The sequence below is a fragment of the Stutzerimonas sp. NM35 genome (assembly GCF_054604355.1).
In genome coordinates, this window is the sequence record NZ_CM137728.1 from 4,187,540 (window position 1) to 4,201,455 (window position 13,916).

Here is a 13,916-nt window from a genome sequence, read left to right on the forward strand (position 1 = left end):
GGCGCTGGCGCGCCTGACTTCTGCTGACCGGCTGCAGGCCGGCCTGTTTAACTGTTTCCGAAAGCCCCCTCCGACCACGAGGCTGATATGACCCACGAAGAATTCCAGCGTTTGGCCGCCGAAGGCCATAACCGCATCCCCCTGTCGTTCGAGACCCTCGCCGACTTCGATACGCCGCTGTCGCTGTACCTGAAACTGGGCGACGCGGCCAATTCCTACCTGCTCGAATCCGTGCAGGGTGGCGAGAAGTGGGGGCGTTACTCCATCATCGGCCTGCCGTGCCGCACCGTGCTGCGGGTGCATGATCATCGCATCAGTGTCCTCGTCGATGGCGTCGAAACCGAAAGCGCCGAAGTCGAAGACCCACTGGCCTTCGTCGAATCCTTCCAGCAGCGCTACCGTGTGGCGCCGGTCGAAGGGCTGCCGCGCTTCAACGGCGGGCTGGTGGGCTACTTCGGCTACGACAGCGTGCGTTACGTCGAGCGCAAGCTGGCGCAGTGCCCGAACCCCGATCCTCTGGGCACGCCGGATATCCTGCTGATGGTCTCCGATGCGGTGATCGTGTTCGACAACCTGGCCGGCAAGCTGCACTGCATCGTGCTGGTCGATCCGGCGCAGCCCAATGCCTACGAAGACGGTCTGGCGCACCTGCAGGTGCTGCGTGACAAGCTCCGTCAGCCGATCACGCCGCGCCTGGGGCTGGACTTCGAGGGGGTGGGCGCCGCCGAGCCGGATTTCCGCTCGAGCTTCACCCGTGAAAACTACGAGCAGGCGGTCAACCGCATCAAGAACTATATCCTCGCCGGCGACTGCATGCAGGTGGTGATCTCCCAGCGCATGTCGATCCCGTTCAAGGCCGCGCCGATCGACCTCTACCGCGCGCTGCGCTGCTTCAACCCGACGCCCTACATGTACTTCTTCAATTTCGGCGATTTCCATGTGGTGGGCTCGTCGCCGGAAGTGCTGGTGCGAGTCGAGGACGGCCTGGTCACGGTCCGGCCCATCGCCGGCACCCGCCCGCGTGGCACCACCGAGGAGGCTGATCTGGCGCTGGAACAGGATCTGCTCAGCGACGCCAAGGAGCTGGCCGAGCATCTGATGCTGATCGACCTGGGCCGCAACGACGTCGGTCGTGTCGCCGAGAACGGTTCGGTGCGGTTGACCGAGAAGATGGTCATCGAGCGCTATTCCAACGTGATGCACATCGTCTCCAACGTCACCGGCCAGCTCAAGGCGCCGCTGACGGCGATGGATGCACTGCGCGCGATCCTGCCGGCGGGCACCCTGTCCGGGGCGCCCAAGGTGCGTGCGATGGAGATCATCGACGAGCTGGAGCCGGTCAAGCGTGGTGTCTACGGGGGCGCCGTGGGCTATCTGGCCTGGAACGGCAACATGGACACCGCCATCGCCATCCGCACCGCGGTGATCAAGAACGGCGAACTGCATGTGCAAGCTGGCGCTGGCATCGTTGCCGACTCGCAGCCGGCGCTGGAGTGGGAAGAAACGCTGAACAAGCGTCGCGCGATGTTCCGAGCGGTGGCTCTGGCGGAGAAGGCCGAACATTGATTCGTACGCAGGAGGTACGACGAAATTCCATGCTGTGCGTATGGTAATGGCCAATTGCCCTGTATATAGTCCGAATTCGCCTATACAGGGCTCTTGACGAATTACCAGCCGGTATCCCGCATGTCGTATCAGACGGATAGCAGTACCGCCGTATCGCCCGCCAATTGCAATCGTTCCTTGACCTATGTTCTGGTTATCGCCTCCGGCCTGCTGCTGGGGCTGGTCTGGCTGGTGTCCAGCCTCACCGATGTGCAGACGAGCACCGCCTGGTTTCCGCCGTCGCTGCATGTCGTCGTGGAAGTCTTCGCGATCATCGTTGCATCACTGATCTTTGCGGTGGTCTGGCACAGCCACGGCCCGCAACGCGCTTCGAGCCCGTTGCTTGGTTGTGCCTTTCTCGCCATTGCCTTGCTCGATCTGGCTCACATGCTTTCCTACAAGGGCATGCCGGACTGGATAACCCAGGCCTCGGCGGAAAAGGCCATAGGGTTCTGGCTGGTTTCGCGGGTGCTGCTTGCCTGTACCCTGCTTGCGGTTGCCTTTCGCCTGGAGCCGAAGCGTTCGTTGCCACGCCCGGCATTGCTCGCCACTGCGTTGGCTGTGGCCGGCGTGACTATCTATCTGCAGCTCTATCAGCCGCAGCTCTGGCCGCGCACCTTTATCGAAGGCACAGGACTGACTGCATTCAAGATCGCTGCCGAATGGCTGATCATCGGGCTGCTGGCCATCGCCGCCTGGCGCTTCTGGATCGGGCGCAGGGAGCGGCCCTGGCATGCCGACGGCATGCTCGCCGCAACGCTGATCTCCATCTTCGCCGAGTTGTGTTTTACCGCTTACGGCAATGTGAACAGTCTGTTCAGTCTGCTCGGGCACCTCTACAAGATCCTCTCCTACTGCTTCATCTACCAAGTGGTGTTCGTCGCCAGCGTGCGCGCGCCCTATGCACGTCTTGCGGTGGAGAAGGCCGAACGCGACGCCGCCGAGAAGAAAGCCCAGTACCTGACGTCCTACGACAGCCTTACCGGGCTGCCCAAGCCTGATCTTCTGCAGAAGCGGACCCACCAGGCGCTGGAGGCGGCGCAGAAGCTGCAAACCTCGGTCGCCGTACTCTATGTGGACCTCGACCATTTCAAGATGGTCAATGACTCCTTTGGCCATGCCTTCGGCGACCGCCTGCTGTGTCGCGCCTCGGAGCGCCTGCAGAACCTGCTGCCCGATAGCGCCATGCTGGCTAGGGAGGGCGGTGATGAATTCGTGATCCTGCTGCCCGATCTGACGGATGCCGAGACGACTTCAGCGGTGGTCCAGACGCTGCTGACGGAACTGTCCGAACCCTTCGTGCTGGATCGGCAAAGCATCGTGGTGCCAGTTTCCATCGGCGCGGCGCTGGGCCCCAATGACGGTAAGGATTTTCCCACGCTGCTGCGCAATGCCGAAATGGCCATGTACAAGGCAAAACAGGCCGGACGCAAAACCTGGTGCTACTACGATGCGGGGCTGGATGCCGAAATGCGTGGGCGGCTCTATCTGGTCAACGGCCTGCGCCTTGCGCTTTCACGCAACGAGCTGTTGCTGCATTACCAGCCGCAGGTGGATATTGCCTCGGGGCGGGTGCTGGGCGTCGAGGCGCTGGTGCGCTGGCAGCATCCGCAATGGGGGTTGGTGCCGCCAGGACGTTTCATACCGGCTGCCGAAGAGAACGGGCTGATCGTTGAAATCGGCAACTGGGTCATCTTCGAGGCCTGTCGCCAGACTGCCAGCTGGCGGGCCCAGGGCGTGACGATCCCCAGAGTCGCGGTCAACGTGGCGGCGGCCCAGCTGCACAGGGGCTCGCTGGAAAGCATCGTCAGGGATGCGCTGGCGAAAACCGGCCTGCCGGCCTCTGCGCTGGAGCTTGAACTGACCGAGTCGAGCCTGGTGGAAAACAATGCAGAGGTCATGCTGACGCTGAGCAGGCTCAAGGCGCTTGGCGTGACGCTGTCGATCGACGATTTCGGTACGGGCTATTCCTGCCTTGCCTATCTGCGCCGGCTGGCAGTGGATACGCTGAAGATCGATCGTTCCTTCGTGCAGGGCATCGATACCGAGGACGGCCATGCGATTGTCGCCACCATCATCCAGATGGCTGATTCGCTGGGGCTCACTACCCTGGCCGAAGGTGTCGAGGACCAAGCCATTGCCGACGAGCTGCTGCGGCTAGGCTGTCGGCAAGCGCAGGGCTTCCTCTATGCGCGTCCGGTTCCGGCTCAGGAGCTGGTCGCGATCCTGGGCACAGTCAGGAAGCATACGCAAGACAGTGCGCTGGCCCAGTGACAGGCGTGCAGAGGGCGTTGCCGGTTGAATCAGTGCTTGGCATAGGCTACTTTGCGTCGATCGTTTTGCGAGACCTTCCTGTGATATTCAGCAGCATCCTCCTGATGTGTCTTTTCAAGGCCAACGCCCGATGGCGTTGGCGCGCCTGATCCGGTCTTGCTGGCGCCAAGCCAGAAATCATTCGCTCCCCGCTTCGTCCACCGCCATCGGTTGCGCCGTTTGACCCGCGCGACCATCACGGCTCCGGCGAACGCCAGTGGAAACAAGGCAATTCTCGAGGTGACGCACATGCTGCTGATGCTGGATAACTATGATTCCTTTACCTACAACGTCGTGCAGTACCTCGGCGAGCTCGGCGCCGAGGTCAGGGTGGTGCGCAACGATGAGCTGAGCGTGGCCGAGATCGAGGCACTCAATCCCGAGCGTATCGTCGTCTCGCCCGGCCCCTGCACACCGAACGAGGCGGGTATATCGCTGGAGCTGATCCGCCATTTCGCCGGCAAGCTGCCGATTCTGGGGGTATGCCTGGGGCATCAGAGCATTGGCCAGGCCTTCGGCGGCGATGTGGTGCGGGCGCGACAGGTGATGCATGGCAAGACCAGCCCGGTCTTTCATGAAAATACCGGCGTCTTCGCGGGGCTGAACAATCCGCTGACCGTCACCCGTTACCACTCGTTGGTGGTCGACCGCAAAACCCTTCCTGATTGTCTGGAAGTCACCGCCTGGACGTGCCTGGACGATGGCGGCATCGATGAAGTCATGGGGCTACGGCACAAAACATTGAATGTCGAAGGCGTGCAGTTTCATCCCGAGTCGATCCTCACCGAGCAGGGGCATGAACTCTTTGCCAATTTCCTGAAACAGACTGGAGGCGTGCGCTAATGGACATCAGGGAAGCTCTGAATCGGGTGGTCGGACAGCTGGATCTGACCACCGAAGAGATGAAGGCGGTCATGCGCCAGATCATGACCGGACAGTGCAGCGATGCGCAGATCGGCGCGTTCCTGATGGGCATGCGCATGAAGAGCGAAACCATCGACGAGATCGTCGGTGCGGTGCAGGTGATGCGCGAGCTGGCCGAGCCGGTGAAGTTCGATACCCATCGCCTGGTGGATACCTGTGGCACCGGCGGCGACGGCATGAACATTTTCAACGTCTCGACGGCGGCGGCTTTCGTCGTCGCGGCGGCGGGCGGCAAGGTGGCCAAGCATGGCAACCGGGCAGTGTCGGGCAAGAGCGGCAGCGCCGATCTGCTCGAAGCGGCGGGTGTCTATCTCGATCTCAGCCCTGAGCAGGTGGCGCGTAGTGTCGATGCGGTGGGTGTGGGCTTCATGTTCGCCCCCGCGCACCACGGCGCCATGAAACATGCCGCAGGACCTCGTCGCGAACTGGGGCTGCGCACGCTGTTCAATATCCTTGGGCCGATGTCCAATCCGGCCGGTGTCAGGCATCAGGTGCTCGGCGTTTTCAGCAGGGAACTCTGCCGCCCGATGGCCGAAGTGCTCGCCCGACTGGGCAGTACCCATGTGCTGGTGGTGCACGCGCAGGATGGTCTGGACGAGATCAGCCTGGCGGCGCCGACCCATATTGCCGAACTGCGCAATGGCGAGATCAGTGAATACCGGGTGCGGCCCGAGGATTTCGGCATCAAGAGCCAGAGCCTGATCGGCCTGGACGTCGAAGACGCACAAGGCTCATTGATGCTGATTCGTGATGCACTGGGCCGGCGAAAAACCGAAAACGGGCAGAAGGCTGCCGACATGATCGTGCTCAACGCCGGTGCCGCGCTTTATGCTGCCGATGTGGCGTCGAGCCTGAAGCAGGGTGTGGAGATGGCCCACGACGCCTTGCATAGCGGGTTGGCGCGGGACAAGTTCGAGGAACTGGTGTCTTTCACGGTGGTGTTCAAGCAGGAGAAAGGACGATGAGCGTGCCAACCGTTCTGGAAAAGATCGTTACGCGCAAATACGAAGAAGTGGCGCAACGTCGTGCCCGAATGGGGCTGGCTGAGCTGGAAAAGCTGGCGGCGGTCGCCGATCCGGTCCGTGGTTTCGCCCGACGCCTGCAGGAGCAGGTTGGCAACAAACAGCCTGCGGTGATTGCCGAGATCAAGAAGGCATCTCCGAGCAAGGGCGTGCTGCGTGAAGATTTCGTGCCTGCCGAGATCGCCAGAAGCTACGAGGCGGGCGGTGCGACCTGCCTGTCGGTGCTGACCGACATCGATTTCTTCCAGGGTGCCGATGAGTACCTGCAGCAGGCGCGCAGTGCCTGCAGCCTGCCTGTCATCCGCAAGGATTTCATGGTCGACCCCTATCAGGTGGTCGAGGCGCGGGCGCTGGGTGCCGACTGCATTCTGCTGATCGTCGCTGCGTTGACCGACGAGCGAATGAAGGAGCTGGCCGACGTGGCGGCAGAGCAGGGCCTGGATGTCCTGGTAGAGGTGCATGACGCCGTCGAGTTGGAGCGAGCATTGCGTATCGAAGCGACATTGCTCGGGATCAACAATCGCAATCTGCATACCTTCGAGCTGAATCTGGAAACCACGCTCGATCTGTTGCCGCGCATCCCCCGTGATCGGGTAGTGGTGACCGAGAGCGGAATCCTGCATCGTGCGGATGTCGAACTGATGGAGATAAACCAGGTGTATGCGTTTCTGGTGGGCGAAGCCTTTATGCGCGCCGAGCAGCCCGGCGTCGAATTGCAGCGCCTGTTCTTTCCTGGGCGAAGCCGTCCCAGAGCGGCTGGCGAGCCGGACTGATCGATTCGGTGGGCCGGCTTGGTGAAGCCGGCCTTGCACCGCCCAGCATTCAGCGGGTGCCGAACACCACCATGGTCTTTCCCTTGACGTAGACCAGCCCCTGGGCCTCCAGGCTCTTGAGCACACGTCCGACCATTTCCCGCGAGCAGCCCACGATACGACCGATTTCCTGGCGCGTGATCTTGATCTGCATGCCGTCCGGGTGGGTCATCGCATCGGGCTGCTTGCACAGGTCCAGAAGAGTGCGGGCAACGCGTCCCGTGACGTCGAGGAATGCCAGGTCGCCCACCTTGCGCGTGGTATTGCGCAGGCGTTCGGCCATCTGGCTGCCCAGGGCATACAGAATGTCGGGGTCCTGCTGCGTCAGTTCACGGAACTTGGCATAGCTCAGTTCGGCCACCTCGCATTCGGTCTTGGCGCGGACCCAGGCGCTGCGCTCCTTCTCGGTGCCTTCCTTCTCGAAAAGCCCCATTTCACCGAAAAAGTCTCCGGCATTGAGGTAGGCGATGATCATCTCGCGACCATCATCGTCTTCGATCAGGATGGTGACTGACCCCTTGACGATGAAGAAGAGCGTTTCGCAGCGATCACCTGCGTAGATGATGGTGCTCTTGGCGGTGTAGCGTCGCCGATGGCAGTGAGCGAGCAGTTTGTCGATGTTCTTGATCTTGGGCGTAAGTGTTATAGCGACCATGCTGTAATCCCGGAAGATGTATCCAATGGAGGCAGATTCTTATTATCTATTGGCTGGCTTTTTACGTGGTCATGGGAGCTTAACAGACCGTTATCGATCGATAACAAAACTGCGGCACGAATATCATCTTTGGGACAGGACTTTGCCGATTCACTGCATCCATTCGACTGAAACGCTCATGTTAAGCTTCGCTCTTTTTCTACGGAGTCTGTCGATGAAAGCGCGCATTCAATGGGCTGGCGAAGCGATGTTTCTTGGCGAGTCGGGCAGCGGGCATGTCGTGGTGATGGATGGTCCGCCGGAAAACGGAGGGCGCAATCTTGGCGTCCGCCCCATGGAAATGCTGCTGCTCGGCCTGGGTGGCTGCAGCAACTTCGATGTGGTGAGCATCCTGAAGAAGTCCCGCCAGCCGGTTGAAAGCTGCGAGGCCTTTCTGGAAGCAGAGCGCGCGAGCGAAGACCCGAAGGTGTTCACCCGGATTCATCTGCATTTCGTGGTGAAGGGGCGTGGCCTGAAGGAGGCCCAGGTCAAGCGTGCGGTAGAGCTGTCGGCGGAAAAATACTGCTCCGCCTCGATCATGCTCGGACGGGCCGGCGTCGAGATCACCCATGACTATGAGATTGTCGAGTCAAAAGCCGATTAAAAGTGCTTGAGGCTGGAAAGCTGGATGAAAAAGCTGGATCGGCATTGTCCCGGAGCGATCCTGTCCAGCCTCCAGCCTCCAGCCTCCAGCCTCCAGCCTCCAGCCTCCAGCCTCCAGCCTCCAGCCTCCAGCCTCCAGCCTCCAGCCTCCAGCCTCAAATCCGATAGGTGGTCTTGGTCATGACCTTGGCCATCAGGCTCATGCCAAACTTGACCGGCGCCGGGAAGCGGAATCCACCTGCCTCCAGGGCGGCAGTCGAATGTTGTGCCTCGTCCACGCGCATCTGCTGGAGAATTGCCCGCGATTTCTCGTCGCCTGCGGGGATCTGCTCAAGGTGTTCATCGAGGTGCTTGCAGACCTGGTCCTCGGTGGCAGCGACAAAACCCAGGCTGACCCGGTCGCTGATCAGCCCAGCCGTGGCGCCGATGCCGAATGACAGCCCGTAGAAGAGCGGATTGAGCACGCTGGTGTGGCTGCCCAACTGGTGAATACGCTGTTCGCACCAGGCCAGATGGTCGATTTCCTCTTCGGCGGCCTGCTCCATCGCCTTGCGCACCTTAGGCAACTGGGCTGTCAGCGCCTGGCCCTGGTAGAGCGCCTGTGCACAGACTTCTCCGGTGTGGTTGATGCGCATCAGGCCGGCAACGTGACGTGTTTCGCTGTCGCTCAGCTCGGTCTCGTTTTTCAATAGCGCCGGGTTCGGGCGATTGGGCTGACCGCTGAAAGGCAGCAGCGTTCTTAATGCGGCATCGGCCTGCAACAGCAGGCGGTCGGCAGGTGAATATTCACGCTGGTTGGGCATGTCGCCTCCATGTTTGCGGAGCGGTCTCGATAGGGCCGTGCATGTCTGTCAGCCCGGCGGCCAGTGCATCTGGCGCTGTCCGAGCACGTGCATGTGTATGTGGTAGACCGTCTGGCCACCGAGGTCGTTGCAGTTCATGACGACGCGGAAGCCTTCCTGGCAACCCTGCTCTTCGGCGAGGCGTTGGGCAGTGAAGAGAATATGACCGGCGAGCGCCTTGTCGTCCTCTTCGCTGAGGTCGTGCAGGGTCGCAATGTGCTTCTTCGGAATAACCAGGAAATGCACCGGCGCCTGAGGGGCGATGTCATTGAAGGCAATGACCTGATCGTCTTCATACAGCTTGTGCGCGGGGATATCCCCAGCCACGATCTTGCAGAACAGACAATCCATGGCATGTCTCCGGAAATATGATCGGCTGGCAGTTTAGCAGGCCATCAAGTGATGGGTCAGCTTGCGCGAAAGAGGACAGCGATGAAGAACGATATCCATGATCTGGCGCTGGTGCTGGAATCGAGGCTGCGGTTGGTGGTCATCGAATCCTGGGACGAACGCCGTGTGCTGGAAACCCTGACGGGCCTGGCGATAGCTCGTGGCATGGCGCTGCAGGTCTGGTCCGTGACCGAGGGGTTGCGCCGGCTGGCATTTGGCGGCGAGGCGCTGGATGAAGGTGAAAGCTGTTCGCCGGAAGTCGCGCTCAAGCGCGTCAGGCATGATCCGCAGCCCGGCCTGTATGTGTTCTGCGACCTGCATCCCTTTCTCGGTGAGCCGCAAGTGGTGCGGCTGATCAAGGAAATCGCGATGGCTGAAGGGCCGTCGGCGCCCACGCTGGTGCTGGTTTCCCATGCCTTCACGCTGCCTGCCGAGATCCAGCGCTACGCCGCCCGTTTCAGTCTGACCCTGCCGTCGGAAGAAGAGCTGCTGAGCATCGTGCGCGACGAGGCGACCCGCTGGAGCGAGCGTAATCGTGGTGCACGGGTGCGGACCGACAATCGAACCCTGCAGCAGGTGGTGAAGAACCTGCGTGGCCTCAGTCATGCCGAGGCTCGCAGTCTGGCCCATAGCCTGATCTGCGATGACGGCGCGATTACCCAGAAGGATTTGCCAGAACTCAACCGCAAGAAGTTCGAGTTGCTGGACATGCAGGGCGTGCTGGGTTTCGAGCATGAAACGGCGCGTTTTGCCGATGTCGGAGGGCTGCCGAACTTCAAGCGCTGGCTGGGTGAGCGCCAGGGTGCGTTCATGGCCGCAGGTAAGGCGGACATGCCGCGCGGCGTGATGCTGGTGGGCGTTCAGGGTGGCGGCAAGAGCATGGCGGCCAAGGCCGTCGCGGGGCTCTGGGGCTTGCCGCTGCTGCGGCTGGACTTCGCCTGCCTCTATAACAAGTTCTTCGGAGAGACCGAGCGCAACCTGCGCGAAGCCCTGAAACTTGCCGAACAGATGGCGCCTTGCGTGCTCTGGATGGACGAGCTGGAAAAAGGCCTGGCCACGGGTGAGATGGATGGCGGTGTGAGCCAGCGCATCCTCGGCACCCTGTTGACCTGGATGGCCGAGCGACAGGCTCCGGTGTTCATGGTGGCAACGGCCAATGCGGTCGATCGTCTGCCACCCGAGCTGCTGCGCAAGGGGCGTTTCGACGAGCTGTTCTTCGTCGATCTGCCCGACGCTGCGGTGCGTGCCGATATCTTCCGTATCCATCTGAAGCGGCGTGAGCTGGACCCCGGGCTGTTCGATCTTGCCGAGCTGGCGATGGTCTGTGATGGCTTTTCCGGAGCGGAAATCGAGCAGGTGGTAGTGTCGGCGGTCTACGCCGGGCAGGCGCAGTCACGCGAGCCGGACCAGCAGGTTCTGCTCGACTCTGTCCGGGCGACTTCCCCGCTTTCGGTGGTGATGGCCGAAGCCCTGGACGATCTTCGCAACTGGGCTTCGGGGCGCGCGGTTCTGGCCTGATCGACAGTTTTTTTCAAAGTGGTATTTGCTGCAGGTATCGCTCATAGGCCGGCAGAGCGATGGCGGCGATAATGCCGATGACCGGTACCAGTAGCCAGAGGACGGCGAGAATCTTCACTGACCTGCTGTTCGGTGGCTGAGGCGGGCCGAAGCGATTGATCCCACTGCTGCCGGGGGTCACCAGCATGACCAGCGGGAATATCGAGCCGACCACCGGAACCAGTGTCAGCAGCAGTAGCCAGCCTGACCAGCCGATGTCATGCAGGCGCTGCACGCCGATCTGGATACTGACCACCAGAAAGCCAATGATGACCAATACCATCAGCGGTATACCGATCAGGCTGGAAAGGGCGAAAGCGGCACCTGCGACGGTCAGCAGGCCCAGGGCGGTCAGTGACAGGATCATGGACCAGGCGAGGTAGCGCAGGCGCCCGATACGGCCTTGCACAGAGAAGGGCTTGAGTGCGCCATATTCCGGCATGGGCTCGGCCACCTTCGCACGTGGCGGTGCATAGGGCAGGCTGGCCTCGGTCCTGTTGTTTTGCGCCTCGGCCTGTGCCTGCCGGGCTAGGTATTTTTCGATGACGATCCCGCAGCTTTCACATTGGATGGCCTGCGCCTGAGCATGTCCGCACTTGGGGCATTCCATTTGCGCGGCGGCGGATGTGGCAGTCGAGTCGTCCGTATTGTCCACCAGGGCGAGACTGAACGGCTGTCTGTTTTCCGGCTCCTTGCGGGCCTTCGCGCCGGCAGACTGCAGGGCGTGCAGGTATTTGTCGGCTTGCGTCTCGCTCAGTTCCCGCTTGATGTTGACCGAGCCCTGGCCGAATAGCCGATCGATCTTGTCGCTATCGATCTTGAAGAGCAGGGCCAAATTGGCCTTGACGGTTTCAGCTGACATGCCCGGCATAAGCTCGCCATCGAAAACGATTCGGTACTGATTGGCCTGCATGTGACGTCCTTGTGGGTGATGGTCCGGCAAAGCCTAGATTGCCTCTGATGTGGCAACAAGCAGCGCTCGTGACGCCAGAGGCGGCGGTGTGCGAAATGTGTGCTGCATCACGCCTCCGGCCTGGCTTCGGCTCAGAAGGGCTTGACCACCACCAGAATGACGATGGCCAGCAGGAACAGCACCGGAACCTCGTTGAACCAGCGGTAGAACACATGACTGCGGGTGTTCTCGCCGCGCGCAAAACGCTTCAGCTGTGCCCCGCACAGGTGGTGATAAACGATCAGCAACACCACCAGCGTGAGCTTGGCATGCAGCCATGCGCCAGTGCTGAACAACGAGGGGTTGAGCACGATCATCCAGATGCCCAATAGCAGCGTCGCGATCATCGAGGGGATCATGATGCCGCGATAAAGCTTGCGCTCCATGACCTGGAAGCGCTCACGGCTGGTCTGGTCCTCGCTCATGGCGTGGTAGACGAACAGCCTCGGCAGATAGAACAGCCCGGCGAACCAGCAGACGACTGCAATGATGTGCAGGGCTTTGAGCCATAGATAAAGCATTCCGAGTTTCCCTGGTCCGGTGTTGGGCGTAGATAGTAGTGGCTGGAGCCGCCATGCGTCACCTCAATGGTTGGCCCCAGGCGCGGGCAGCTTTATCATCAGCGGTCTTTATCGTTCCATTCGAGAGGCGGCTCATGATCAAGGTCGGAATTGTCGGCGGTACAGGCTATACCGGGGTCGAGTTGCTGCGATTGCTGGCGCAGCACCCCCAGGCTGACGTAACCGTGATCACGTCGCGCTCGGAAAATGGCGTGAAGGTCACGGATATGTATCCGAACCTGCGCGGCCATTATGACGGGCTGGCCTTCAGTGTGCCGGACACGGCGACCCTGGGCGCCTGTGACGTGGTGTTCTTCGCGACCCCCCATGGCGTTGCACATGCTCTGGCGAAAGAGTTGCTGGATGCCGGCACTCGGGTCATCGACCTGTCAGCGGACTTCCGCCTGCAGGATGCTGATGAGTGGGCAAAATGGTATGGCCAGCCCCATGGCGCGCCCGAGCTGCTGCCGGAGGCTGTCTATGGCTTGCCCGAAGTCAATCGTGAGCAGATCAGGAACGCGCGATTGATCGCTGTCCCTGGCTGTTATCCAACGGCGACCCAGTTGGGTTTCCTGCCGCTGCTGGAAAACGGCCTGGCGGATGCATCGCGGCTGATTGCCGACTGCAAGTCCGGTGTCAGCGGTGCCGGACGTGCGGCAAAGATCGGCTCACTGTTCACCGAGGCGGGCGAAAGCATGATGGCCTACGCAGTCAAGGGACATCGCCATCTGCCTGAGATCAGCCAGGGGTTGCGTCGCGCGGTTGGGGGCGATGTGGGCCTGACCTTCGTTCCGCATCTGACACCTATGATTCGTGGCATCCATGCAACGCTCTATGCGACGGTTGCCGATACTTCGGTCGATCTGCAGGCGCTGTATGAGCAGCGCTATGCCGACGAGCCTTTCGTTGATGTGATGCCTGCCGGAAGCCACCCGGAAACCCGCAGTGTGCGTGGGGCAAATGTGTGCCGCATTGCCGTGCACCGCCCGCAGGATGGTGACTTGGTCGTGGTGCTGTCAGTCATCGACAATCTGGTGAAAGGTGCTTCCGGCCAGGCGCTGCAGAACATGAACATCATCTTCGGGCTTGAAGAGCGTCTTGGCCTGGGGAATGTGGCGTTGTTGCCATAGTTCTTGTTGCGCTCTTTTCGGAATTGCCGGTGCGGGCGCGTTTGGGTCTGAAAGTCGATCTGCTGGCAATAGTTGACCGATTTCGTAGGGTAAGCCGATAATGCCCCATCAATGCAGTGCAGGGCGCTTTGCGCCAGGAGAACCAAATGAGTGTCGAATCCTTCACGCCCACCGCCATCCAGTTCAGTCAGGATGCTGCGAGCAAGGTGAAGAGCCTGGTCGAGGAAGAAGGTAATCCGCGTCTGAAATTGCGCGTCTTTGTCACCGGCGGCGGCTGCTCCGGGTTCCAGTACGGCTTCACCTTCGATGAAGACCTGGCCGAAGACGACACCATCATCGAACGAGAAGGTGTCAGCCTGGTGGTAGATGCCATGAGCTACCAGTACCTGGCCGGGGCGGAGGTCGACTATCAGGAAGGGCTGGAAGGCTCGCGCTTCGTGATCAAGAATCCCAATGCCACCACCACCTGTGGCTGCGGGTCTTCGTTCTCCATCTGATCGGCTCTATCGATG

14 protein-coding genes are annotated in these 13,916 nt (G+C 61.1%); 9 read left to right on the forward strand and 5 right to left on the reverse strand.

Features of this window, described 5'->3' with window-relative positions:
* Positions 1-87: 87 nt before the first annotated feature.
* The 5 genes from trpE to trpC all read left to right on the forward strand — a co-directional run bounded on the left by trpE (position 88) and on the right by trpC (position 6,637).
* A complete protein-coding gene (gene trpE / locus ACYCFC_RS19360) occupies positions 88-1,566 on the forward strand; it encodes an anthranilate synthase component I (RefSeq protein ID WP_459652637.1) in 1,479 nt (492 codons plus the stop codon).
* Between the two features lie 120 nt (positions 1,567-1,686).
* Complete coding sequence (locus ACYCFC_RS19365; RefSeq protein ID WP_459652638.1) at positions 1,687-3,879, forward strand: putative bifunctional diguanylate cyclase/phosphodiesterase; 2,193 nt, start codon at positions 1,687-1,689, stop codon at positions 3,877-3,879.
* A gap of 288 nt (positions 3,880-4,167) precedes the next feature.
* Positions 4,168-4,761: an aminodeoxychorismate/anthranilate synthase component II gene (locus ACYCFC_RS19370; RefSeq protein WP_181082903.1), complete on the forward strand. Its 594-nt coding sequence runs from the start codon at positions 4,168-4,170 to the stop codon at positions 4,759-4,761.
* Complete coding sequence (gene trpD, locus ACYCFC_RS19375) at positions 4,761-5,807, forward strand: anthranilate phosphoribosyltransferase (RefSeq protein WP_181082904.1); 1,047 nt, start codon at positions 4,761-4,763, stop codon at positions 5,805-5,807. Before ACYCFC_RS19370 ends, trpD begins: the two co-directional genes overlap by 1 nt.
* Positions 5,804-6,637 (forward strand): indole-3-glycerol phosphate synthase TrpC, encoded by an 834-nt coding sequence (gene trpC / locus ACYCFC_RS19380; RefSeq protein WP_459652639.1) that lies wholly within the window; start codon positions 5,804-5,806, stop codon positions 6,635-6,637. The genes trpD and trpC overlap by 4 nt, the downstream gene beginning before the upstream one ends.
* A 49-nt stretch (positions 6,638-6,686) precedes the next feature.
* Here trpC and crp read toward each other — a convergent pair whose 3' ends face one another.
* On the reverse strand, positions 6,687-7,331 hold the full coding sequence (gene crp / locus ACYCFC_RS19385; RefSeq protein ID WP_181082906.1) for a cAMP-activated global transcriptional regulator CRP: 645 nt from the start codon (positions 7,329-7,331) through the stop codon (positions 6,687-6,689).
* A 214-nt stretch (positions 7,332-7,545) separates the two neighbouring features.
* On the opposite strand from crp, the gene ACYCFC_RS19390 reads away from it, so the two are divergent.
* Complete coding sequence (locus tag ACYCFC_RS19390; RefSeq protein ID WP_181082907.1) at positions 7,546-7,974, forward strand: OsmC family protein; 429 nt, start codon at positions 7,546-7,548, stop codon at positions 7,972-7,974.
* Between the two features lie 154 nt (positions 7,975-8,128).
* On the opposite strand, the gene coq7 is transcribed toward ACYCFC_RS19390, so the two are convergent.
* Positions 8,129-8,776 (reverse strand): 2-polyprenyl-3-methyl-6-methoxy-1,4-benzoquinone monooxygenase, encoded by a 648-nt coding sequence (gene coq7, locus ACYCFC_RS19395; protein WP_181082908.1) that lies wholly within the window; start codon positions 8,774-8,776, stop codon positions 8,129-8,131.
* Positions 8,777-8,824: 48 nt separating this feature from the next.
* Positions 8,825-9,166: a histidine triad nucleotide-binding protein gene (locus tag ACYCFC_RS19400; protein WP_181082909.1), complete on the reverse strand. Its 342-nt coding sequence runs from the start codon at positions 9,164-9,166 to the stop codon at positions 8,825-8,827.
* An 81-nt stretch (positions 9,167-9,247) separates the two neighbouring features.
* Between ACYCFC_RS19400 and ACYCFC_RS19405 the strand changes: the two genes are divergently transcribed.
* Positions 9,248-10,723 carry an AAA family ATPase gene (locus ACYCFC_RS19405; protein ID WP_181082910.1) on the forward strand — a complete coding sequence of 492 codons (1,476 nt, stop codon included), beginning with the start codon at positions 9,248-9,250 and terminating at the stop codon, positions 10,721-10,723.
* A gap of 13 nt (positions 10,724-10,736) precedes the next feature.
* Here ACYCFC_RS19405 and ACYCFC_RS19410 read toward each other — a convergent pair whose 3' ends face one another.
* Both ACYCFC_RS19410 and hemJ read right to left on the reverse strand, forming a co-directional pair.
* A complete protein-coding gene (locus tag ACYCFC_RS19410) occupies positions 10,737-11,675 on the reverse strand; it encodes a DUF805 domain-containing protein (protein WP_459652640.1) in 939 nt (312 codons plus the stop codon).
* Between the two features lie 131 nt (positions 11,676-11,806).
* Entirely contained in the window at positions 11,807-12,235 is a 429-nt protein-coding gene (gene hemJ / locus ACYCFC_RS19415) for a protoporphyrinogen oxidase HemJ (RefSeq protein WP_181082912.1), read from the reverse strand.
* A 134-nt stretch (positions 12,236-12,369) separates the two neighbouring features.
* Here hemJ and argC point away from each other — a divergent pair, with 134 nt between their 5' ends.
* Positions 12,370-13,404 (forward strand): N-acetyl-gamma-glutamyl-phosphate reductase, encoded by a 1,035-nt coding sequence (gene argC, locus ACYCFC_RS19420; protein WP_459652641.1) that lies wholly within the window; start codon positions 12,370-12,372, stop codon positions 13,402-13,404.
* Positions 13,405-13,550: 146 nt separating this feature from the next.
* The gene (erpA, locus tag ACYCFC_RS19425; RefSeq protein ID WP_181082914.1) at positions 13,551-13,901 is read left to right on the forward strand and encodes an iron-sulfur cluster insertion protein ErpA; all 351 of its coding nucleotides are present in this window, start codon (positions 13,551-13,553) and stop codon (positions 13,899-13,901) included.
* Positions 13,902-13,916: the final 15 nt, after the last annotated feature.

Bases quoted from the DNA above. Each gene is read 5' to 3' on its own strand.
- trpE (WP_459652637.1), top strand. From the start codon at position 88: ATGACCCACGAAGAATTCCAGCGTTTGGCCGCCGAAGGCCATAACCGC.
- ACYCFC_RS19365 (WP_459652638.1), top strand. From the start codon at position 1,687: ATGTCGTATCAGACGGATAGCAGTACCGCCGTATCGCCCGCCAATTGC.
- ACYCFC_RS19370 (WP_181082903.1), top strand. From the start codon at position 4,168: ATGCTGCTGATGCTGGATAACTATGATTCCTTTACCTACAACGTCGTG.
- trpD (WP_181082904.1), top strand. From the start codon at position 4,761: ATGGACATCAGGGAAGCTCTGAATCGGGTGGTCGGACAGCTGGATCTG.
- trpC (WP_459652639.1), top strand. From the start codon at position 5,804: ATGAGCGTGCCAACCGTTCTGGAAAAGATCGTTACGCGCAAATACGAA.
- crp (WP_181082906.1), bottom strand. From the start codon at position 7,331: ATGGTCGCTATAACACTTACGCCCAAGATCAAGAACATCGACAAACTG.
- ACYCFC_RS19390 (WP_181082907.1), top strand. From the start codon at position 7,546: ATGAAAGCGCGCATTCAATGGGCTGGCGAAGCGATGTTTCTTGGCGAG.
- coq7 (WP_181082908.1), bottom strand. From the start codon at position 8,776: ATGCCCAACCAGCGTGAATATTCACCTGCCGACCGCCTGCTGTTGCAG.
- ACYCFC_RS19400 (WP_181082909.1), bottom strand. From the start codon at position 9,166: ATGGATTGTCTGTTCTGCAAGATCGTGGCTGGGGATATCCCCGCGCAC.
- ACYCFC_RS19405 (WP_181082910.1), top strand. From the start codon at position 9,248: ATGAAGAACGATATCCATGATCTGGCGCTGGTGCTGGAATCGAGGCTG.
- ACYCFC_RS19410 (WP_459652640.1), bottom strand. From the start codon at position 11,675: ATGCAGGCCAATCAGTACCGAATCGTTTTCGATGGCGAGCTTATGCCG.
- hemJ (WP_181082912.1), bottom strand. From the start codon at position 12,235: ATGCTTTATCTATGGCTCAAAGCCCTGCACATCATTGCAGTCGTCTGC.
- argC (WP_459652641.1), top strand. From the start codon at position 12,370: ATGATCAAGGTCGGAATTGTCGGCGGTACAGGCTATACCGGGGTCGAG.
- erpA (WP_181082914.1), top strand. From the start codon at position 13,551: ATGAGTGTCGAATCCTTCACGCCCACCGCCATCCAGTTCAGTCAGGAT.